Here is a 21,685-nt window from a genome sequence, read left to right on the forward strand (position 1 = left end):
GACGGTTGCGCACCCTCGTCTTGGAAAAACCCGCTGCGGCGGTGCATCATTGCGCCTTCACCTCACCGGTTCCCGACCATGGCCGACCTGCGTAACGTGACCGACACGCCCAAGGGCGTGGTCGGCCCGAAGGCGATCAATCAGCGCTTCCGTCTCAATCGTTATCACCCGCGAGCCGAACTGGCCGGCGTGCTGGATCACCACTGGATCGTCGAATGGGATCTGCGCGGCCAGCCGCCTTACGTGCAGCGCACACTGCCGTATCCGTGCGTGAATGTGGTGTTCGACCGGCGGCAGACGGGGATCTTCGGTGTGGTGTCGGGGGCGTTCGAGACGACGCTCGCGGGCGCCGGCAGGGTGATCGGCTTGCGGTTCCGGCCGGGCGCGTTCCGGGCGTTTTTCGGCAAACCGGTGCATCTGACGACCGACAAGGTGCTGCCGGTGTCGACGCTGTTCGGCTGCGGCGATGCGGAAGCCGAAGCGGCCGTGCTCGGCGCTGGGGACGATGCCGGGATGGTGGCGGCGGCCGAGGCGCTGCTGTTGCGGGTGCTGCCGCCGCCCGATCCGCAGGTCGAGCGTATTCATGCCATCTTGCAGATGCTGCAGCAGGACATCGGGCTCACCCAGGTGCGCGACCTGGCCGAGCGTGGGGGGTTGAGCGAACGCACGTTGCAGCAGCTCTTTTCCAGCCATGTCGGGGTGACGCCCAAATGGGTGATCTGTCGTTATCGCCTGCACGAAGCCGCGGACAAGCTCGCGGGCGGCGAGGCGGTCGATCTCGCGGAGCTGGCCCAGGCGTTGGGGTATTTCGATCAGGCGCACTTCACGCGCGACTTCCGGAAGCTGGTGGGGAAGGCGCCGGCGGAGTATCGGCGCGAGGACGGGCGGGGATGAGTGTGCGGATTCCTGACGGGGGCGCTGCGCGTTTCCCGCCGGTTGTTGTCGCCCGGGCAACACGGTAGTGTGTCCGTTGACCTGCCGCCGTGCCGACGACGAACCTATGATGGGCGCGCCGGCCGTCCGTGAATATCAAACGGCGGGTGCGTTGCCGATCATTCCACCCTATAGTGCTCGTCGTTGAAAATCAGGAGTTCGTCGTGTTTTACCGGAAATTCACATTGGGTCGCTCGAACTACGCGTGCATCGTCGCCCTGGCGATGATGCTGGCGCCGGTCGCGGCGCATGCAGCGGCGGAGGCCGCGGACGGCACGGCGCGCATCGCGTCGGCTGTCCATCCCGACACGTCGCCGGCACGACCGATTGCCGGCGACGACCCGGTTGCAATCCGGGATGCACTGAAGAAGCTGCACATCACTACCCTCTCCCCTTCGTTGCGCGACCGGGTTCGCGGCCTGGTCTCCAGCGCGGTCGACCGGCGTGGCCCGAATCCCGACCTGGCGTCCGTCGATCTGGATCGTGACGTGACGTTCGTGGTACCGGTGCGGTACGGGCTGAGGTACTCGTCACGCCGGCACCTGTTGACGCTGGACGTCGACCTGTTCGACGCAGAGCGCAACGACCGGACGGGCATCCTGCTCAGAAAAGTCACGACGGGGCCGCGAGGGCGCGGGCTCGTGATTGCACCCGAAGCGAAGGCGAAAGGGTACATCCAGCACGTCGACATCATCGAACTCGATTCCGGCCAAGGCAAAAAGACCGCGATTCGTAGCCGCATGCGGCTATCGCCCGCCGAGCACGCACGAGCGAGCGGCGAATTCGCACTCGTTTTCTCCGGGCGGCTGGTTCGGCCTTACCTGACGGAACAAACCGAGCATGTCGATCCGAGTATCGACGAGCCGACCGACATCACGACGAGGATCTCCACGCTGCACATGGATATCCATGACATCTCGCTGGTGAGTGAGTCGAGCGGCATCGTCGTGTCGAAGAAGCTGCACTTGTCGAAGTAGCGGGGTTCTCGAACGGGGCTTCGACCGGCCACGAAGCTCCGCATGTGACGGCGGACGATGCTTCGGGGCGCGGACGGTTGCGTCGCAGTCGATCTGCCGTCCGGGCATCCGTGAGGCTGCCTCGGCCCTCATGTAAGATGCGCACAGCTTCACCCGGTCTTGAGAGGGGCCGGTTCTCGCGCCACAACGGCAATCAGCCGCACAACAACAAGGAAGCCACGAGAAATGCCGGGGATTCCCGCTGAAACCTTTACTGTCTGGCACACGATCCTGTCCGTGGCCCGACACGCACCGTCGCCGCACAACGTTCAGCCGTGGCGGGTGCAACTGATCTCGGACGATTGCGCCGAGCTGTTCATCGACGGCACGCGCACGCTGCCGAAAGAAGACACGACCGGCGCGTTCCTGTTGTCCGCGATGGGCATGTTCATCGACGCGATCGATCTGCTCGCGGCACCGCATGGCTTGTGCGTCGAATGGCAACTGCATCGCCCGGTGCAGGAATTCGCGGCCATCCTGTCCCGGCCGACGCCGCCGGGGCTGATTCCGTTCGCTGCGCTGCGGCTCGTCGCCAACACCAACGCGGATGCGCCGCGCGACGATCCGTCCGCGCTGATGCTGGCGCGCCGCACGTCGCGCATTTCGATGGATCCGACACCGGTGCCGGATGCCGCCGTCACGCAACTGGCTGCGCTGGCCGACGAATGGGGGCATCGATATACGCACCTGTCGGGTGCGGAACTGATCGAGCCGATCATCGCGGCGAACATCGACGCCGTGTTCCATGACATGAACGTCGCGGATTACCACGATGAAATCACGGCCTGGTTTCGGTTCACGGAACGTTCGACTGCCCGACATCGCGACGGTCTCGACTGGCGCTGCATGAACCTGTCGCGCGCCGAGTTCTGGATGTCCGCGCGTCTGTCGAAGATCCTGATGTTCAAGCCGACGCGCTTCTATTTCAAGCGCCGGTACCGGTCGCAGCTTGGCCATGTGCCGGCGATCGGCGTGTTGAGCGGCGATTTCTTCAATCCGGAGAAGGCGATCGAGTCGGGCCGCTTCTTGCTGCGCTTCTGGCTGGCGCTGACGAGCCTCGGTCTGTACCTGCATCCGTACGGCAACCTGGTCACGAACCCCGACGCTGCCGCGTGGTTCAGCACGCATGCCGGGGTCGACCGCGCATGGCTCGTGTTCAAGGTCGGCTACTCGCGTACGCCGCCGCAAAGCCAGCGCAGGGCGCTTGCCGACATCCTCGTCGATGCGCCGGTTCCATCCCATTCGCCGCAATCCGCATGAACACGCTCATTCGCCTCTTTCTCGAAGCCGTTCTCTGGACGCTCTGGTTCCTTCGCCGCGTGATCAGCGTCGACGGACGTCTCTATGTGTTCCTCAACGCGCCGATTTTTCAGCCCTATCTGGCTTATGTCGGCCGCATGCGCGCCCGCGTCGCGTTCCTCAAGGCGAGCACGTCGTGCCCGGCCTACATCGAGTTCCTGAAGGCCGAAGGCTACAAGGCCGGCGGCAAATGGCGGCTGGCGGACCTGCCCGCCATGACCAAGGAGAATTACATCAAGCGCTATTCGATCGAGCAGCGCTGCTACGGTGGCGCCATTCCGAAGTCGGGTGTCGTCATCGACGAATCGTCGGGGTCGACGGGGCAGCCGAACAACTGGGTGCGCAGCGCGGCCGAACGCAGCGACGTCAAGCGCATCCTGCAACTGAACTATCAGCTGGTGTTCCGCGACTCCGGCAAGATGCTGCTGAACTGCTTTGCGCTCGGGCCGTGGGCGACCGGCATGAACGTGTCGATGTCGCTGGTCGACGTCGGCATCATGAAGTCGATCGGCCCCGACAAGGCCAAGCTGATCAACACGCTGAAGCTGTTCGGACCGAAATACCAGTACCTGATATTCGGCTACCCGCCGTTCATCCGCTCGGTGGTCGACGAATGCGATCTCGACCTGAGCGCGTACCACATCGATTTCATCGTCGGCGGGGAAGGGTTGTCGGAAGCGTTGCGCGACCATCTGCTGCGCAAGGCGAGCACGGTGATCTCGTCGTATGGCGCGTCGGACCTCGAGATCAACATCGGCGTCGAGACGCCGACGACGATCGGCCTGCGGCGTGCGTTGCTCACGCGGCCCGAGCTGTGCCGCGAGCTGTTCGGCCGCGATACGCCGCCGATGATCTTCCAGTACAACGCGCTCGATTACGTGATCGAAACGAATGACGATGGCGAACTGCTGGTGACCATCGGGCGGCAGTCGGGCGCGGCGCCGAAGATCCGGTACAACATTCGCGATTCGGGTGGGACGTATCGATTCCGCGAGCTGAACAGGCGTCTGTCGGCGCATGGCATGCGCCTGCAGGATTTTGCCGCGCGGACCAGCCATTTCCCGTTCCTGTTCGTGTACGGCCGCAACGATTCGAGCGTGCCGTTCTATGGCGCGAAAGTGTTCCCGTCCGACATCGAGCAGGTTCTGTCCGCTTCGCCGGTGCTTCATGACGCGATCAGCACGTTCCAGCTCGCGACGACCGAGGATGCGCAGTTGACGAGTTTCCTGCACCTCCATCTCGAACGGGCGTTGGGCAGTGCGCCGATGCCGCTCGACGATGCGGCGCTGCATGGCGAGATGGTCGAAGGCATGAAGCGCGTGAATCAGGATTTCCGCGAGGTGTCGAGGCTGTTCGATCCGAAGCAGGTGGTCGTGCATCTGCATGAGCACGATACGGGGCCGTTCAAGGGGCGGGATATCCGGATCAAGAACAGGTATATCGCGTGAGTGACGGGGTAGAGAGCGCCCCGGCCGCATACGTGACGCGCGTTCAGGCCAGGGGTACAACGACGTAGTAGAACGAGATAAAAAAATGCTGAAAACACTTGGACCACGTGCGGCACTTGTACTCCCTCTTACGCTCATGCTCGCGGCATGTGGGAGTGGCATTGACAAAAAACTGGATACCACGAATGCGGATACTTATCGCGCCTCGCTTGACGTCGCGGCGAAAGACATGTCCGACAAGGACAAGCAGGCCTTCGATTGGGCGGTGCAGGACCTCACGGTCGATGCCGTTCGCCAACGGTATCCGGACAGCACGCCTCGTGAAATCATTCGAGCCGAAGCAAAGGAAGTCAATGAAACGTATCCAGCTCGAATCAAGCAACTCGAGGTTGAGTTGCCCCGTTACGATGCCGCACTTGCTCAAATCAAGGCCATCAAGGTCACGGGTGCAGCCTTTTCCCTTGGCAAGGACTTCTTTGGCTTGCAACCGACGATTACAGCGACTGTCCACAATGGCGGCAACTTGCCGGTCAGTTCACTGAGGTGGCACGCCGAACTTTACGTAGACGACGGAAAAGACCCGGTAGCGGAGAGTGATCCGGTCGATATCTATGAACATGGTCTGAACCCCGGTGCAACCGCCGATCGAAAATTCGTGATCGGCTTTGTATCCGGAGACACGGCATGGAAAACGCTGGCCATCCAGAATGCGAAAACTACTCGTGTAGTGCTCACTGTCGATCCTGATTCAGTTAAGGATTTCAGTAATCACCTGTATATGGATGGCGCGCCCTACGCGGAGCTCTCCCGACGAAGGGACGTGGTCAAGACTGCCCAGCAGCTCGCTTCGTATTGAGTGAGCGGCGGCCTGGCAGGTTCACGCGCAGAAGCGGCAGATGTCCATCTCCGTACGAAGACATTTGCTTGCTTCAGCGTGAACTGCTTAGCTAGCCAGGTGAACATGCGCTTGCGGATCAAGACCTCGCCGGCAGCGCAACTTGCTGGCGCGCGATTGGAAAATCACGTTGACTGAAGGACGGCGATGATTCGCTTTCCGAGTTGTTGAGTGTTCGCCTCGGTCCCGCTGTCATATTGCGTTGAGATATCCAGCTGTTGAGCGAGCTTGCGTAGAACTGGGCTTGCCGGAGACACAATCTGGCCATCCCGTTCGAGTTGAATGACGCCGCTCGCTAACCGTCTGATAACGTATCCATCGTAGGTTTCCTCCTCTTCTTCTGCCGCTGAAGACGCAGGTTCCCAAGAAACTTCTTCCTGATTTCGCAGAAGCTGCCTGACCTTCTCGGCAGCTTCAAGTGTGCGGTCCGCCCAAGCTCGAGAAAGCACATAGGTCATCCCATTGAGGGAGAACATTTCATCGGGGCCAAAGAAATATCGGAGCTTCTTTCCTGGAAATAATGCTTGGAACGTCGCTTCATCTGCCTGACCCGGCGCTGACAGGAAGAGGTCACGCTTTCGCCAGGTGATTGCTTCACGAATCTCGTCAGGCGAGTGCCCTTGCCGTATGGCCTCGCGTACGAGTGCAAGCATCAGTCGGCGCTTAGGCAGATTGGGATAGAGCGTATCGCCGATCGTCACATCGTATCGAGTCGTGTCCCGAGTCGTGGTCCGTACGCTGTCTTGCTCGATAGATTTTTCGCGTAGCGCGACGGTATATTGAGCAGTCTGCGGAAGGGGGATGACCTGCTGGATGTCCAGCAAAATGCGAGCATCGACGGCGTGCGGGCGCATCTGGACGCATCGGATGTCCAGGTTGCCCTGCTTGTTCAACCAGAGGACAGCCGTCGTCAGCTCGGAAGAAAAATTGGCCGATGCCAGCACAATGCGCACGGTATCGGTGAAGACGATTGGACCTTCATCAACCTCCAGAAATTCTCGAAGCGCTTGCTCTGGGTCTTCACTCGAACCGTTGTCAGCCAGGTACTTCCGATGAGCAGCGACTGCCTGCTCGAATCGCATCGTCGAAATCATTGCGGCGTATCGCAACGCTTGAAGATCCATATGGGCACCGTCGTCGCGTTTCAACTCAACGACAACCAAATTTGCATCCTCGTCCACGCACAGCAAGTCAATGCGGCGATTCGCGCCGGCCCAATCACCGAACTCTTCTGCGATAACTTTCGTCCGCACGCCGGGAGTGATGGCTTCAATATGCGCGCGCACCGCTCTTTGGATATCGCTTCTTTCCCGAAGTCCGAGGTTTCCGAAAGTGCCGAGAGGGATAGGATGCAGGCCGTCGCCTGCGATTTCAAACAACGCCATATGGTTACCTGTTAGCTGAAGGAGCAGTCGATGGATTATCTAACTTTAACGGCCGAATTCCAATAAGATGAGCAGTAGTGAAATAAATATCACGCGCCTTCATTAAACTCACGCCGCATCATTTAAGGCACGTGCCGGCGACGAACCGGCACATGCTGAGCTGAACGACGTGCCGCATTACACAAGCGGATAGTTCATCGACGCCGCACACTTTGGGCAAAGCGTGCGGACCCGGCCGTCCGTGTGCCCGCGTAGTGCTGCCGGATGACCGCAACGTTCGCACGTTTGCTGGCTCATCCGCGCGGCGGAAGCCAGCCAGCTGTCCACCTCGCCAGACACATTTCCTCGAACACGAAATCGCAAGCTGCCAAGCCTTTCCCTTACGTCAAGCACAAGCAACAGCGATTTGCGCGCCTCCGCTTCAAGCCTGCACGAGAGTTGGTCGAGGATGGAATACCAGCCGTCATCACACTCGAATCGACAACTGCCGGAGTACCGGGGCACCAGCGCCTGATAGATGGTCGGATAGGTTGCCGTCAAACGGCTCTCGAGTTCTTGGTTCATCTGGAAGTTCGCGTACTCAATGAATAGTCCAGCCGGATTCGTTGTTGATGCCGTACGGCACGTGCCCGGTCGCAACCAGGTGCGCAGCTGATTCGCAATTGCATACGTGGTCGTCAAAGAACATGTCCGGCTCGAATTCGGCGAGGAAGCCGGATTTGCTCCTGCCTCCCAGGAACAGGGCTTCGTCGACAGTGATACCCCACGCCATCAACGTGCGGATTGCGCGTTCATGTGCCGGGGCGCTACGTGCCGTCACCAAAGCCGTACGTACCTTGATTGCGGACAAGTGCGAATCGTGAAGCGCTCGTAGCCCAGCGAGGAACGGCTTGAGCGGACCAGGGGGAAGGGGCGTGCGCGCGTGACGCGTTTCGTGGTCGTTGAATGCCTGCAACCAATGCTGCCTGAACACACGCTCTGCTTCGTCGCTGAAAAGGATGGCATCGCCATCGAAGGCGATGCGCAACTCATCGTCGTTCATGTATCCGGAAGTGCCCGGCGCTGGATAGACAAAAGCGGAAGGGATCCCCACAGCCATCGCGTCTTTGACATCCCGGGCATGCGTCGACAGGAACAGGCTTGCGTTGAGCGGCGCGAGATATCGGTGGGGCGGTGCCCCGCCGGTGAAGATGGCACGGTGAATGTCCAGCCCATGGTGGCGGACGGACGTGAACACCCGCAGGCCGGTGACGGGATCGTTGCGCGACAGGATGGCGACCTCGACGACGCGGCTGCTGTTGCGATTGAACGAGAGGAGCTTTCGTATCAACGGAAGCACGGCGCCGGGGGCGGCCGGAACATCGAGTTTTGCGGCCTGCAGCGCTCGGTAGGCCGACAGGCCTTCTTCACGAAACACGAGGTTCTCTGATCCGAAATCGAACAGTGCACCAGAGGAAACGACGACCGTGATTTTTATATCTGAATTCATGGGGTCTCCAGTGATTGCGTGCAATGGTGAAGGACGCTTGGGACAAATCCTGTCCCTTAGGCTTTGCTGAAGGTATCCGCATGTTCGAAAGCGTCTGTGATTGCGTCGCCCATCTTTTGACCAGCCCATATATCGCCAATCGGCGTGACTGTTCTTGTCCTGCTCGTCCTCGGTACACCTGCTCGACGTTCGCTTGACGTACAGCATGCTCGGAAATGCCGGTTCGGGACATGAACTGTCCCGAACGCGTACCACCATCGAGCCAGATGCATGAATCAAATAGCCGGCCGTGCCCCTAAAGTCGGGCGGCTATCGCGTCGTTAAGTCGATGGGGTATTTCTCGGCTCGAAGCGCGAGATGTGGATGACCTGTACCGCGACAGCGGTCCGGCGCGAATCCGGACCTGCTGGTTCGGTGTTGAAACAACAAGACAAACTGGAGCGTTTCATGCTTAACAGAGAGGCGGCCTCAACCGCACGGAGCCAACTCGAGGCAGCAGCCAAGGAATATGACAAGCGTCAGGGTGTCGTGCAGACGCTCGCAACGGATCTCTACAACTTGCGGCGCGAGAGCAGCGAATTGCTGATCGGTGAGGTCGAAGCGTACGTCAACGGCCTCGCGTCGACGCCGAAAGAGTTCGACCGCGCGTTCGCCGAATACAAGGTCGAGTACCGGACGTTCGAAGGTGTGGTGACCGAGGTCGACCGCCAAATGCACGACATCAACGTGACCGGCGGCGCGGCGACCGGCGTCGGCGTGGCTGCCGGCGCATCGACCGCCTTGCTCGCGCCTACTGCGGCGATGGCCATTGCGACCACGTTCGGTACCGCCTCGACGGGTACCGCAATCGCATCGCTCTCCGGTGCTGCTGCGACCAACGCCGCACTGGCGTGGCTGGGCGGTGGCGCGCTGGCGGCGGGCGGCGGCGGGATGTCCGCCGGCGGGGCGTTGCTGGCGTTGGCCGGTCCGGTCGGATGGACGCTTGCCGGTGCCGCGGTCGTCGGCGGTGGCGTCTTCATGTGGCGCGCCAATGCGAAGGTCGCGGAAGAGGCACACCAGCGACGAATTCCGATCGAAAAGGGTATCGCATCGCTTCGCCTGGCCGCGAGCGAGATCGACGGCCTCAAGACGCTGACGCAGAACCACTCGGCCGGCATGAATTCCTTGCTCGCCCAGTTGAGGCAAACCGCGCCGACCGACTATGCACAGTTTTCGGCAGCAAACAAGGACGCTCTCGGTGCCCTCATCAATCACGTGCGTGCGCTGTCTGCGTTGCTGAATAAAACGATCCTGGCGAAGGCGCCGTGAGCCGAAAATGACAATCAAATCATCTGCTGACCTCGGTGGAAGCGATGCTTTGCTCGGGTCCTCAACTTCCTTTCGGACATCGAGCCTGACCGACCAGGCTGCGGGCGTCGTGGTCGATGCCGTCAACAGTGCGCGTTTGGCTGCGGAAGCCGCGCTACAAGCGGCGCAGGATCGGGCGTTTGACAGCGCGATGGGGGCCATGAATACGTTGCGCGAGTTCATCGGGGAACCCGGGAAGATCCTGGGCCGTATGGATACGAAGCACGGGGAAGTCGCCGAGCAAGTCGAAGTCGCTGTTCGCAGGGCACGAGACTTCCTGGCTCAGGTCACGCCCGGTGCGACCTTCGACGGCGTGGGGCGGACCGCACCGATGGACTACCGGATCGACGGCGTCGACTTTCAGTCGAAGTTCATCAACGGCTCGAGCAAGGGGTTGACGCATGTGCTCGAACACATGGACAAATACAAGAGCTTCGCGACCGACGGCGTTTATCACATCCCGAAGGACCAGCATGCCCAGATTCTCGAGGTTCTGAACGGCAACACCGGCGATCTGAGCGACAAGACGATCCGGGCGATTCACGAGAAGGTCGCACAGATCGAACTTGTGAGCGGCAAGCCGTTTTCGGAGGCCGTACAGCCGTCGGTATCGACATACGGCGAAGTCCAGCTCGGCAAGGTCGACGAGACGGTGAACGGGCACGAACAGGATCTCAAGCAACAGAACGAGGCACTCAAGGACCAGATTCGCATCGAACACGAGCCTTCGGTTGCCGAGGGCTTGAAGGCTGCGGGTGGTGCGGCGGCTGTTGGGGCGGCAGTGACATTGACCACGAAGCTGTGGCAGAAGTACCGGGACGGAAAGAACATCTTTGCCGGGGATTTCACTGCCGAAGACTGGACGGAAGTCGGACTGTCCACGGCAAAGGGCGCCGCGGGCGGTGCCATTGCCGGCGGGGCGATATACGCGCTCACGAACTGTGCCGAGATGTCCGCGCCGTTTGCCGGTGCTTTTGTCAGCGCCGCCAAGGGCATGGCGTCACTGGTCGCCGACTATCACGCAGGAAGAATTTCACTTGACGCGCTGATCGACAACGGAATGTTCGTATGCAGCGATGCGGCCATCGTCGGGTTGTGCACGGCGGCCGGTCAGGCATTGATTCCGGTGCCGGTTCTTGGTGCCGTCGTGGGTTCCATCGCGGGCAAGTTCATATCGAACTTCGTCGGGAAAAAGGCGCGCGAAGTGACCGACCGGCTCGCCGAGCGTATGAAGCGTATCGTCTCTGCGCTCGATGCCGAGGTACGAAAGGTTCTTGCCTTCCTCGATGAAGCGTTCGACCGGCTGGGAGATCTGACGGTGGTAGCGTTCGATCTTGCGACTAACACGCATCTGCGTGAGTCGAGTCTGGCGCTTGCGCGGGCGCATGGCGTGAGCGATTCGCTTCTCATCAAAAGTGACGCCGATCTCGATGCTTTCATGACAGGGCGATAGGCACTGTCGAACACAACCAAGGAACGTTCAACATGGCGATTTTCTGGCTGGCGCTGATGTCAGTGCTCAATGGATGCCTCGAGATTCTGGGAACCCTGCTTGGCACGGCGCTGGCGGCAACCTTCGTTTGCTTTCTGATTGCGGCACTGGTCGCGGCGATAGTCGAAATGTTCAAGGATGAGGGCCTGGCATTCTGATGTGTCACACGTATGCCGCGAGTGTCGAATACGCTTGAAGGACCTTGATGCGATCGGCATTCTGGATCCGGTCAACGAGACTGTTCGTGGTAGTAGCGGCAACATAAACGGAGAAAAAATTTGGACTACGAGTTCGAAGAGAAGTGGTGGAGTCTGAGTGCACTTCTTCAAGTCGCGGATGACGACGATCTCGTCATTCTGGTCGAGCACCTGACCGACAAGGGGAAAGGGCGGAGTTCCTTATCGGATACGAGGCTCAAGCAATTGACGGCATGTAGCACGTCGGGTGTATTTGGACACAGTGATCGCAACGATATCGCAAGGGAGATCCGGTTGTTCGGGGGCAACAGTTTTGCCAACGCGTTGCGTGGAGGAGAAGGTGCTGCGTATCAGGGGCTGGTTATTGATGCGGCGAAACACTTGAAGGTCGACGTGGAGGGCTGGGAGTCTGCGCCATCCGTGGAGACCCAGATTCTTCGAAAGTTGTTCCTGAATGCGCTCGATGCCATGCCCGACGACAAGCGCCAGGCGACCTTGTCGCATATCGGCTTGAGCGGGTTGACCGAATCGGGGCGGGCAGAGATTGCCGCTGCGCTGCGTGAAGCGCCCGCCCATGGCGAGATCCGGATGAGGGTGGCGGCCTTTGTCGCCGAGTCGACGGCATCGTCTGTTCTCGGCAGAGGGCTTGCGGTCGCGGGCGGGGCCGGCGTGGGGGCGGCCATGCTGGCGTCCGGCGCCCTGGCAGCCGCCGCGACTGTCGTTGTTCCGTTCTCGCTGGTTTACAGCGCGATGGCCCTGGCGGCACCGGCGTATCGCGTGTTCGTCCCTTGTGTCGTTCAGGTGGCTTACATTCGGGAAAAGGCGCGTTACACCATCAGGAACGGCGGAACACTCGACGTCGTCGGGTCGTCGGCTGCGTCGGAAACGATGCCGTCGATGCCGCCCATCCCGGAGATCGGGTCGCATGTGATACCCTCGCTTCCGAAGGTCAAGCGCATCAAAACGTACTGACGTCGAATCCAGCTGGTCGTACGAAGGTGGATTCAACGATGGAGGGGCGGTTTTGCCGACCCTCCATTCGATTGCAGTATGTCTGCCGAGGTCACGAATCCATCGCAGGGGGTACCGGTGTCTTTCCGGCTGCGCCGTATCGGGCTGCAAGTCTGGTGTATTCGTCCGCAAACTCGTTGCGCAGCGATGCGGGCGAGAGAATTTCGGCATTCGCACCGAAGGAACGCAGCCACCAACGCAGTTTCAGGCTTGGAACGACGGTGCCCGTCGCTTTCAACCTTCCGTCCGGGAGGATTTCCAGTTCCTGGTCCCTTGCCATCGGTGTTTCCTTGAGGTGGTTTCCGGCGTTGCCATCGAAGGCGATACTGAGATGAATGGGCGGCTCGGTCATGAAATTGAACGCCTGCTCGCCATCGATGTAGGTCCGGAGATGGAAATCATCAGGATAGTTGAACGTTTTTCCGGATTCGCCTGCCGAAATGATCCGATCGAGCCGGAAAAGGCTTCGAAGCCACTGGATTCGCGGCTTGTCCTTGCGCGGTTCGAATGCAGGATCCTGCGCCACCATGTACATCGCACCCGCAGACTCGACCAGCGCAAGCGGCCACAGGATTTTCGGCTTCAAGTCGTCCGTATCGGCCTTTCCGGCCGGACGATATCTGACGACCACTTCGCGCTCGAAGAACGTTGCGGTTGCGATGACCTGAAAGATGTCTTCGCGTAGATTGGGACGAATGAGCGTGAAGTTGCCGTCAACCGAGTCGACCTTGTCGGGCCACGCCTGGTATAAGCGGTTGTCGACCTTCTCCTGTGAGAGTCGCACGTCGGCGGCGGCGAAGAGCGGTTCGAGATCCCTGGTCACCGCGGCGGGGAGCTTGGTTCCGGCGAACCGCTGAAGGATGTGGAAGGCGACAGCCTCGGCCGCGCTCATGAGACTGGGGCTGTCACGCGTGCCTTGCAGCCAGGGCTTTCGCTGCCAAAGCAGTTCACGCCCGCTGGAGATCGAGAGCACCATTTTGTTTTTCTCGAGCCTCATCAGTTCCCGCAAGACTTTCTTCGGATACTTCGTGCGATGTCCTCGTTCTTCGAGTTGTCGTCGAACCTCGGACGTGGAAATCCAGTCCGTTGCGTCCCTGTGAGTCGGCAGGATACGCAGAATGGCTTCGTCAAGCGATGTTGTCACTGGTCCCTCGGTTGTGGCTTTGGATCATTTTTTCGCGTGTCGGCAATGCGACCATATGCGATGTCGCCAATGCTAAAGAAGAATCAAATTTTACGTTCGATCGGGACATTACTTGTCTCGATGGCGCATTAACGTTGCTCGACTGCCCGGTGTTGCATTGCGATCCGTTCGTCTGTTGCCGTGCTCTATTCCGAGGGCGCACGACTGGGGCGCGGCTTGCCGCGATGGCTTACCGGCAGTTCGCGGCTGGAAAACTACGATTCGCGATGGCTTCGTGGCATTGGATGATTTCATTGCCTGGGCGAAATTCTGAATTTGCCGGCTCTTCGCTAAAGTCGACGCGCCATTTGCCGATAGTCTTTTATGTATCGCAGCATCTTGTCAGGTCACTCGATTAAAGGAAGCTGTAATGAAAAACTACACCGTATCTTACGAATTGCGCAAAGGATCGAACTACAGCCGACACACCGCATCGGTCAAAGCGGAGTCGGATTTCATGGCCGTGAAGCAGGCGGAAGGCAAAGCCCGCAGCCAGAACCCGAGCAAATTTTCCAGTGGTTACGAATTCAACCTGATCGAAGTTCGCTAACGGGAGACGGATGTGGGCAAGTATTTTGGTTTGGGCGACGACTGGAAGGATCTGACTGGCAGCTATCGAAGCGGCGGGGATCGTGCAGCTGCAGGTCTTAAGCTGCTCGGGAAGGGGCTGTTCAACGTTGGCAAATTCGCGGTCACCGAGGTTGCTCCCGGCATGGTTTCCGCAGTCGGGAAGCGGGCAGAAGAACACCTCGAAAAGAATCGCGACACCATGTCGTCGGAGCAGATCGAGCGTACCGAAACGTTCACTGCCAATGCCCGGCAGGTGCGAGAGCGTCACGAGAAGATTCGTGACGTCGACTATAGGGTTGCCGAGCTGGAAACGGAACTGCAAAAACTCCCGGAAGGCGACTACCGGCGAGACGAGCTGGAGGCCAAGATCGAGGACCTGCGCGGTTCCCGGCCATCCAACGCATTTCAAGACTAGAAAGGCGAAGTCGCTGTCTCGATAGAGCGATGTCAAGCCTGCTTCTGACGACAAAGGGCGTGCGGCGTTCTTTGTCGCTTTTTCTTCTCGCGACAGTATGTAGCCGCCGTGTCATCGACAAGGATGGAGCGATGCAGAAACTGGACGACGAGGGGGAGCGCGAACCGCTTGGCGCAGCAGGCTCCATCCTGGACTTGTCACCAATCCGGACCTTATTGGTCGGTGCCGGACGTCGAGACGCAATAGACACGTACAACAGCAATACCTTGTGACAAGGCTCAAGTCGAGCGGCAAGTCTTCGTGCTTTCCGTTCTGGAATCGTACCCATGTGGAAAAACGCGAATACCGTCAAATCCAATCTTGAAGCGAGTATCGGCGTGCTGCTGGAACAGCATCACAAAGTCTTTCCCGGCGGGGAGTCGGAACCTCGGCGGGTAAAGACGTTGATAACCGATACGTTCGTCTCCGGTCTCGAAAACGCGATTTCGGACGAGATGGATGGGTGGAGTGCGTTCGCGATGGGCGGATGGATCGATCACTATCCGCAAGCGAACTTCAATGGTGATGCGGCGGAACTGGGCGACCTGTTGCTGGTTCTTGCAATTGCAGGTGCCGCGCCCACGACGAAGCGAGCAATTCTCTTTCAGGCGAAGCGCTTTGGTCAGACCGCTTCGGTACCCGACAACGAGCCGGCGCAGCTGAAACTTTATCAAGATTGGCCGCCTTTCAAGATGTCTGGAAAGCCTGGAAAGAAGAAGGGGGCAACGACATCTTCCGGCGGTAAGGCGATGGGCGAGTACGACATCATTCCGCCAAACGACCACCATTCGAAAAAGCGTCATGGAAAGTATCTGCTCGTCAAGACGGAGGCGTCTCAAGGAGACCGTCACGACGACCTGTGGAAATGGTTTGAGCCTGATGTAGGCAGTGCATGCGCAGGCTCGTTCGCATCGGCAATTGCAGAATTTGTCTTGCAGCACGCCGATGTAGGCAGGGCATTTAGTTATCGGCTGCCGCCGGGGTGGATGCAGAGGAAGCGTTGCATCGATCCATCGAAGGCAGGTGCCAATCCGCAGAAGCTGGGGTGGGACGAGATGATCTCAGTACTCGTTTCGTATGCCGAGAAGCGGAAAATAGGTAACGTCGATACGAGCAAAATTGGAATGCCAAGCAACCTGGCTGCAGTCGCGAACGAGAAGCAGGGGCAGGCGGGGGCGGTGATGACCCAGGGCGCGCGACGGGAAATCTGTTCGATGATGCAGTCGGGATATGTGCGGTGTGTTGAGGCGGTCGAGGAGCGGCTGCATGAGTATTGTCGGCAGATTGGATATTTCAATGTGGACTTCCTCAATATCAACCAGCGGGCACGTTTTCTCGTGGACCATGTTTGGAAGCTGCCTCCGTATTATTCCGGCCGCAGAATCGGTGGCGCTTGGGATGGCCCGCCGGATGATTCCGATCGGCGATTCGACGAAGCGGATCCGCCCCAAGGCATGGCCGTTTTACATGTGACATTGCTGCCTGTCCCCCCGAAGCGGCGAGACTGAGGCGATATCGGATGTCGTCGCGCGTATCGATGCTTTGACGTCGCGACTGCTCGCGGCGCTGGCACGTGCCGGCGGCGTCAGATTGGTGGTTTGCAGTGGAGAATGAGGCGACGGTGTGTGCCAGCGTCGCATTTCTAATCAACTCTGGAGGCGAGGCCGGGTTCGCGGCACGATGCGTGGTAAGAGAACAGGATTCCTGTCATCGCTTCGATGTTGCTGATCCAGGTCGAAATGGCGGCTCCAGACAAAATCGATGAAACAGTACGGGGCGTTATGGTGACCAGAAGAAGACCGGCGCAAGTTGCGGCCTACGATGTCGACCTTTTTCAGCAATTCGTTAGTGACCCGGATCTCGGTCTCGCAATCGAAGCGCTCAAGCGGGCCAACGATATCTTCGACATTATCGAGCCGCAAGAAACTCAGCATTCGCAGATACTGCAGTGGTTGCTCAACCCACGTGAGGGGCACGGGCAAGGCGACGCCTTGTTCAAGGACTTCCTGACGGCAGCATGGACCAACTGTTATGCGGAGGACGGGCCTAATACCGACTTCTTTTCGCACTGGGCACCCGCGCGCATCAATATAACGGGTTTCCATTCGATTCTGCTGTTGCGCGAATATCGCATCACAAACGGAAATCATCTCGATTTCTTCATTGTTGATCCAGTGAACCGATTTGTCATCGTCGTCGAGAACAAGTACAAGGCTCAGCATGGGAACGAGCAACTCAAGCGATATCGTCGGTCGGTGCAGCAACTCGTCGCCAGTCATCCGGGTTTCAAAAACTTCCACGTCGCGCTCATCGCACTAGACCGGGGGCGTTCGAGGCAACTGAAGCTGAGCGAGATGAAAAAATACTGGGTATACCTCGATTACACCTGGCTAGAGGCCGGCGCGAGCCGCGCTGAGTCGCAGATGCGTCGTGGCAATCAAACCGCGAACCTGCTGATTTCTTACTGCCAGCGACAGTCAGACTACGAGTCGCAAGCCGAGAAGGATGTTGACACCATTCTTGCGCGATTGACCCGACACTACCGGTCGTTGCTGACACCGCTCGCCGAAGCCCGGATGACGAAGCTGAGCAAGACCCAAGGGGTGACACCTGGTGATCCTTCAAGTGACATCTGGCTATTCACCCAGCATTACCCGGAGTTGGTAGCTCGCTTGACGCATCTTAAGAACCTCGCGTTCCTCCGGTCTGACCTGGCCGAGGAACTGCCGTCGGTAAAGTTTGAGTACGAAGAGGGTGACGCATGGATTCAGATATTCGACAAAGCGTGGTATCCATACACACATGCCGATGAGAATGATGTCCGCTGGTGGCCATTTTTCATTCGCGTGCGTTACATTCCGCCTGAATTGATGATGGACGATGAGAAGGAGCTGAGCGCCGACGAGAATCTTTACCGCGTGATGGTCGTCTATTGGGAATCGTATCTCAAGCCGGATACCGCAGAGCGGGCACGGGTGGCGATTCGCGAGAAATTTCCCGAGTTGTCGGGCGGCCGACAGAACGCTCATGTTCGCAGGGTGGAGAAAGATGCGGTCAAAGAAAGTAACCTTGTCTCCGAGGTGCTGCGCAGATATCGAATGCTTTGCTCGGCGCTGCAAGGTGTGTGATTTGACTGCTTCGCGTTTTCAACGCGCATTGCTTTCTTTGGTTCCGGTTCGATTGGAGCTTTTCGAGTAGCAGGTCATTCGGCGCGACTGCAATGACCGGGATCTCGTATCTCACTAGCGTCAGCGGCCGTGCTTCAGTTCCACCGCCGTGAAGAGACGGATTCTCCTGCATCGGCTGGCGATCTGCGAGCTTGAAAGTCCCAGTACAAGGGCCGGATCAATGATGCCGTCAGGCTGTAGTGCGGTTCTCCGACACTTCTTGCCCGACACCCGCTTTTCGGTATAATGAACCATCGTTCGGAATGTCGAACGAGAGAAACCAAGCATCCAGAGTCGGATTATCCGACGCCAACCTGCCCTCCCGGGCAAGGTGGACGCCCTTGAGGCGATGCGGCCGATTTACGGCAACGAAACGGGAGCAGCATGGCTGGCACCGGTTCGATAACCACTCAACCGGAGCAATCATGCGCCAGGATACCGCTGCTTCCCGCCAGACCGTCTGTGAAGACTGGTCGCACCTCCTTCCCGGTTTCACGCTCACGCATACGGTTCATCTCGTTTCGGGATTGAATCCGGGCATCGTGTCGACAGCGGCTGCCGTACTCGAAGGCGAAACCGCCACGGTCGACCGGTGGGCCATCGCCCGCTGTGGCGACGTTCTCGAGCAGAAGATCGTTCTCGGGGAAATGACGGAAGGGCAAGCGGTTCGGCTGCGCGATCGACTTGCCGCGCTCGATGGCGTGCTGCGCACGAGGATGGAACATCATTTCGTTCGTGCCGGTTCGGCCGCCTCCGGGAATTGACCGGAGGGTGGCCGTCAGGCGATGCATGATCGTTGTCGCCGCTCGGCTGATGTTGGTGCCAAATGAAAGCGCTCTGCGTCGCGTGCACATTGGACGCCACCGGTATTTTTTCCCACGGCCGCCCTTTGATCGCCGCGCGGCCAGTGCCAATTCATTGAACATTTCCGAGAGACTTGTGCGGAGCGAAGTCGAGCCGCCTGTTGCTCGTTGCGCGCGTGCCACTCCACATGCATGCGACCGACTCAAAGGCACGCTGACCCAGGACGGTAAGATATCGACGGGCCTGCTGCCGACTCCTTGGCTGATTGTGGGCGATATTCTCAATCATGAGAGATTGAAGATGATGGATGATGATTTTGTGCGGGCGCGAACGGCATTGAGATCATTCATGTTGGAAATGAATCATTGGGAAAAGGGTTTTTATAAGCAGAAGCGCAGTGCCCTGGAGAGTGGGCTCGACGTATCGGAAGTCGATGATTGTGCTCGGAAGGCGCTTTCGGGTATTTTCGAGAGATGGACATTGCGGGATAAGACAAACCAAGGTCGTCTGATTGACTTGGGTTGCTCGGATCCGCCGACATACGACCCTGAAACTGACGTTGAAGATGGCGTGGAATCCGCCGACGGAGAGGTGGTTTTCATCATTCGTCAAACCGTCGGGATGTTGGCGATATTCCGAATCACCATGAAGAACGACGCGGGCGAGTGGAGGGTGAGAAAAAAGGAATTCGTCAATTTTAAGGACAAGTGGCAGCGGTCAGTGCTGTAGCGAGCGCTACCCGACCTGCTGTTCCGGTTCGGTGTCGTTCAAACCGGCGCGCCTCCCGAGGTGCGGGAGAACCGGATGAGAAACTGCTTGCAAGGGCCGGTGGTGCTTCAATCGCGTATGGTGCTGCGCCATCGTGGAATCGACCGTCGTGTACCGCATCAAAAGCGTTCCGGACAGGTCTGGCAATGCTTCGGGGCAGCTCGCCCCCCGTCCACGGAACGCTTCTATGAGACCCCACGGAACAGTTTCATTTTCTGCGAACAGCACCTCAGCACACCCGGCCCACCTCACTCCACCGTCACCGACTTAGCCAGATTCCTCGGCTTATCGATATCCGTCCCCCGCGCCAACGCCGCGTGATACGCCAGCAGTTGCATCGGCACCGTATGCAGAATCGGCGAAAGCGGCCCGTAGTATTCGTTGAGCCGAATGACCTCGATCCCGTCGCCCGGCACCAACCCGCAGTCCACATCCGCGAACACAAAAAGCCGGCCGTTTCGCGCACTGACCTCATGCATGTTCGACCTGAGTTTCTCGAGCAGCATGTCGTTCGGCGCCACCGCAATCACCGGCATCTCGTTGCTGACGAGCGCCAGCGGCCCATGCTTCAGCTCCCCGGCCGGATAAGCCTCCGCATGAATATAAGAAATCTCCTTCATCTTCAGCGCGCCCTCGAGCGCGATCGGATAATGCATCCCGCGCCCGAGAAACAGCATGTTGTCACGCCTTGCGAGCAGTTCCGACCACGCCATGATCTGCGGTTCCAGCGCGAGCACTTTCGACATTGCATCGGGCAGATGCCGCAGCGCCCGCAGATGTTCCTTCTCCGCGTCGTCGCTCAACCGCCCACGCATTTGCGCAAGCGATAGCGTGAGCAGAAACAGCGCGACGAGCTGCGTCGTAAAAGCCTTCGTCGAAGCCACCCCGATCTCGACCCCCGCGCGCGTGACGAACTGCAGCGCGCATTCCCGCATCAACGCGCTCGTCGCAACGTTGCAGATCGCGAGCGTATGCATCATTCCGCTTTGCTTCGCGACATGCACGGCGCCGAGCACGTCGGCCGTCTCGCCGCTTTGCGACACCGCGACGACGAGCGTGCGCGGGTTCGGCACATTGTCGCGATAGCGAAACTCGCTCGCAATTTCCACGCTGGCCGGCAGCTTCGCGATGCTCTCGATCCAGTACTTCGCCGTGAGCGCCGCGTGATAACTCCCGCCACATGCGAGCAACAACACCGAATCGACGTCGTTGAAAACCCGCCACGCACCATCGCCGAACAGCTCCGGCATGATCGAAGACACATCGAGCAGCGTATCGGCCACCGCCTGCGGCTGCTCGAAGATCTCCTTCTGCATGTAGTAGCGATACGACCCGAGATCGGCCGCGCCGCTATGCGCGGCGACCCGCTGCACCGCGCGCTCGACGCGCTGGCCGGCGGCATCGACGATCCAGTAGCGATGCAGCTGGATATCGGCAACGTCGCCGTTCTCGAGGTACGCGATCCGATCGGTGATCCCCGACAGCGCAATCGCGTCGGACGCCAGAAAATTCTCGCCCTCACCGACGCCGACGACGAGCGGCATCCCGTCGCGTGCGCCGACGATCCGGTGCGGCTCGTCGCGGCACATCACCGCGATCGCATAGCTGCCGCGCAGTCGCGCGACCGCGCGCCGTACCGCATCGAACAGATCGCCGTCATACAGGTGGTCGACCAGGTGCGCGATCGCCTCGCTGTCGGTCTGGCTCGCGAACACGTAGCCTTGCGCCTGCAGTTCGGCGCGCAGTTGATCGCAGTTCTCGATGATCCCGTTATGCGACAGCGCGATGCGCGCGTTCGCGTCGCTCGGCGAAAAGTGAGGATGCGCGTTGAGCGTGACGGGCGCGCCATGCGTGGCCCAGCGCGTGTGCGCGATGCCGGTGTAGCCCGACAGCGCTTGCCCGGCGATCTCGCGCTGCAGGTTCGCGACGCGGTCGACGCTGCGGGCGCGCGCCAGCGCCCGGTCGCGGTAGACCACCACGCCGCATGAATCGTAACCGCGGTATTCGAGCCGCTTCAGGCCGTCGACCAGGTTCGGCAGGATGTCCCGCTGGGCGACCGCCCCGACAATTCCACACATATCGCGCTCCGTAAATGTCCTGTCTGGATCAGTGAGAGCGATGGTAGAGGGCGTCTGGTGGAATTAAATTTCAAAATGCAAGAACAAATGAAATGGATGGTTGATCATCTATCATGTTGAAATTAAATTTCACACCCAGACGGGAAGGA

The 21,685-nt window shown here is 59.4% G+C and carries 21 protein-coding genes and 1 riboswitch; of the genes, 16 read left to right on the plus strand and 5 right to left on the minus strand.

Annotated features, from left to right (window positions below):
• Positions 1 to 78 precede the first annotated feature (78 nt).
• From APZ15_RS27070 to APZ15_RS27090, 5 genes are all read left to right on the plus strand, one after another.
• Entirely contained in the window at positions 79 to 894 is an 816-nt protein-coding gene (locus APZ15_RS27070) for a helix-turn-helix domain-containing protein (protein WP_027789799.1), read from the plus strand.
• A 203-nt stretch (positions 895 to 1,097) separates the two neighbouring features.
• The gene (locus APZ15_RS27075; protein WP_027789798.1) at positions 1,098 to 1,910 is read left to right on the plus strand and encodes a hypothetical protein; all 813 of its coding nucleotides are present in this window, start codon (positions 1,098 to 1,100) and stop codon (positions 1,908 to 1,910) included.
• Positions 1,911 to 2,186: 276 nt separating this feature from the next.
• Entirely contained in the window at positions 2,187 to 3,209 is a 1,023-nt protein-coding gene (locus tag APZ15_RS27080) for a nitroreductase family protein (RefSeq protein ID WP_049098426.1), read from the plus strand.
• Complete coding sequence (locus tag APZ15_RS42285) at positions 3,206 to 4,696, plus strand: phenylacetate--CoA ligase family protein (protein ID WP_049098425.1); 1,491 nt, start codon at positions 3,206 to 3,208, stop codon at positions 4,694 to 4,696. The genes APZ15_RS27080 and APZ15_RS42285 overlap by 4 nt, the downstream gene beginning before the upstream one ends.
• Positions 4,697 to 4,781: 85 nt before the next feature.
• Positions 4,782 to 5,552, plus strand: a complete 771-nt coding sequence (locus tag APZ15_RS27090; protein ID WP_138143414.1) for a hypothetical protein — start codon at positions 4,782 to 4,784, stop codon at positions 5,550 to 5,552.
• A gap of 164 nt (positions 5,553 to 5,716) precedes the next feature.
• Here APZ15_RS27090 and APZ15_RS27095 read toward each other — a convergent pair whose 3' ends face one another.
• The 3 genes from APZ15_RS27095 to APZ15_RS27100 all read right to left on the minus strand — a co-directional run bounded on the left by APZ15_RS27095 (position 5,717) and on the right by APZ15_RS27100 (position 8,465).
• Entirely contained in the window at positions 5,717 to 6,976 is a 1,260-nt protein-coding gene (locus tag APZ15_RS27095; protein ID WP_027789795.1) for a PDDEXK family nuclease, read from the minus strand.
• Positions 6,977 to 7,153: 177 nt separating this feature from the next.
• Positions 7,154 to 7,540 carry a hypothetical protein gene (locus APZ15_RS41220; protein ID WP_138143415.1) on the minus strand — a complete coding sequence of 129 codons (387 nt, stop codon included), beginning with the start codon at positions 7,538 to 7,540 and terminating at the stop codon, positions 7,154 to 7,156.
• Between the two features lie 16 nt (positions 7,541 to 7,556).
• A complete protein-coding gene (locus APZ15_RS27100; RefSeq protein ID WP_027789794.1) occupies positions 7,557 to 8,465 on the minus strand; it encodes a 5'-nucleotidase in 909 nt (302 codons plus the stop codon).
• 363 nt (positions 8,466 to 8,828) lie between these two features.
• On the opposite strand from APZ15_RS27100, the gene APZ15_RS27105 reads away from it, so the two are divergent.
• The 4 genes from APZ15_RS27105 to APZ15_RS27115 all read left to right on the plus strand — a co-directional run bounded on the left by APZ15_RS27105 (position 8,829) and on the right by APZ15_RS27115 (position 12,473).
• The gene (locus APZ15_RS27105) at positions 8,829 to 9,773 is read left to right on the plus strand and encodes a hypothetical protein (RefSeq protein WP_138143417.1); all 945 of its coding nucleotides are present in this window, start codon (positions 8,829 to 8,831) and stop codon (positions 9,771 to 9,773) included.
• 7 nt (positions 9,774 to 9,780) lie between these two features.
• On the plus strand, positions 9,781 to 11,265 hold the full coding sequence (locus APZ15_RS27110; RefSeq protein ID WP_201800291.1) for a hypothetical protein: 1,485 nt from the start codon (positions 9,781 to 9,783) through the stop codon (positions 11,263 to 11,265).
• Between the two features lie 32 nt (positions 11,266 to 11,297).
• Positions 11,298 to 11,462 (plus strand): hypothetical protein, encoded by a 165-nt coding sequence (locus APZ15_RS41225; protein WP_155253137.1) that lies wholly within the window; start codon positions 11,298 to 11,300, stop codon positions 11,460 to 11,462.
• Between the two features lie 120 nt (positions 11,463 to 11,582).
• Positions 11,583 to 12,473 (plus strand): hypothetical protein, encoded by an 891-nt coding sequence (locus APZ15_RS27115; protein ID WP_049098423.1) that lies wholly within the window; start codon positions 11,583 to 11,585, stop codon positions 12,471 to 12,473.
• 91 nt (positions 12,474 to 12,564) lie between these two features.
• Here APZ15_RS27115 and APZ15_RS27120 read toward each other — a convergent pair whose 3' ends face one another.
• Positions 12,565 to 13,656: a helix-turn-helix transcriptional regulator gene (locus APZ15_RS27120; protein WP_049098422.1), complete on the minus strand. Its 1,092-nt coding sequence runs from the start codon at positions 13,654 to 13,656 to the stop codon at positions 12,565 to 12,567.
• Between the two features lie 409 nt (positions 13,657 to 14,065).
• On the opposite strand from APZ15_RS27120, the gene APZ15_RS27125 reads away from it, so the two are divergent.
• From APZ15_RS27125 to APZ15_RS41240, 7 genes are all read left to right on the plus strand, one after another.
• Complete coding sequence (locus APZ15_RS27125) at positions 14,066 to 14,245, plus strand: hypothetical protein (protein WP_027789791.1); 180 nt, start codon at positions 14,066 to 14,068, stop codon at positions 14,243 to 14,245.
• 12 nt (positions 14,246 to 14,257) lie between these two features.
• Positions 14,258 to 14,680 carry a hypothetical protein gene (locus tag APZ15_RS27130; protein WP_027789790.1) on the plus strand — a complete coding sequence of 141 codons (423 nt, stop codon included), beginning with the start codon at positions 14,258 to 14,260 and terminating at the stop codon, positions 14,678 to 14,680.
• 29 nt (positions 14,681 to 14,709) lie between these two features.
• On the plus strand, positions 14,710 to 14,952 hold the full coding sequence (locus tag APZ15_RS41230) for a hypothetical protein (RefSeq protein WP_138143418.1): 243 nt from the start codon (positions 14,710 to 14,712) through the stop codon (positions 14,950 to 14,952).
• A 54-nt stretch (positions 14,953 to 15,006) separates the two neighbouring features.
• Positions 15,007 to 16,227, plus strand: coding sequence for a hypothetical protein (locus tag APZ15_RS27135; RefSeq protein ID WP_027789789.1), 1,221 nt, complete (start codon positions 15,007 to 15,009; stop codon positions 16,225 to 16,227).
• Positions 16,228 to 16,437: 210 nt separating this feature from the next.
• On the plus strand, positions 16,438 to 17,847 hold the full coding sequence (locus APZ15_RS27140) for a PDDEXK-like family protein (protein ID WP_226153322.1): 1,410 nt from the start codon (positions 16,438 to 16,440) through the stop codon (positions 17,845 to 17,847).
• A gap of 318 nt (positions 17,848 to 18,165) precedes the next feature.
• Positions 18,166 to 18,269, plus strand: a riboswitch (SAM-I-IV-variant riboswitch).
• Positions 18,270 to 18,311: 42 nt separating this feature from the next.
• Entirely contained in the window at positions 18,312 to 18,650 is a 339-nt protein-coding gene (locus tag APZ15_RS41235) for a hypothetical protein (RefSeq protein WP_148668956.1), read from the plus strand.
• 25 nt (positions 18,651 to 18,675) lie between these two features.
• The gene (locus APZ15_RS41240) at positions 18,676 to 19,419 is read left to right on the plus strand and encodes an NTF2 fold immunity protein (RefSeq protein ID WP_158605818.1); all 744 of its coding nucleotides are present in this window, start codon (positions 18,676 to 18,678) and stop codon (positions 19,417 to 19,419) included.
• Between the two features lie 287 nt (positions 19,420 to 19,706).
• Here APZ15_RS41240 and glmS read toward each other — a convergent pair whose 3' ends face one another.
• Complete coding sequence (glmS, locus tag APZ15_RS27155) at positions 19,707 to 21,536, minus strand: glutamine--fructose-6-phosphate transaminase (isomerizing) (RefSeq protein WP_027789787.1); 1,830 nt, start codon at positions 21,534 to 21,536, stop codon at positions 19,707 to 19,709.
• Between the last annotated feature and the right edge of the window lie 149 nt (positions 21,537 to 21,685).

The sequence above is a fragment of the Burkholderia cepacia ATCC 25416 genome, assembly GCF_001411495.1.
Taxonomy (GTDB): domain Bacteria; phylum Pseudomonadota; class Gammaproteobacteria; order Burkholderiales; family Burkholderiaceae; genus Burkholderia; species Burkholderia cepacia.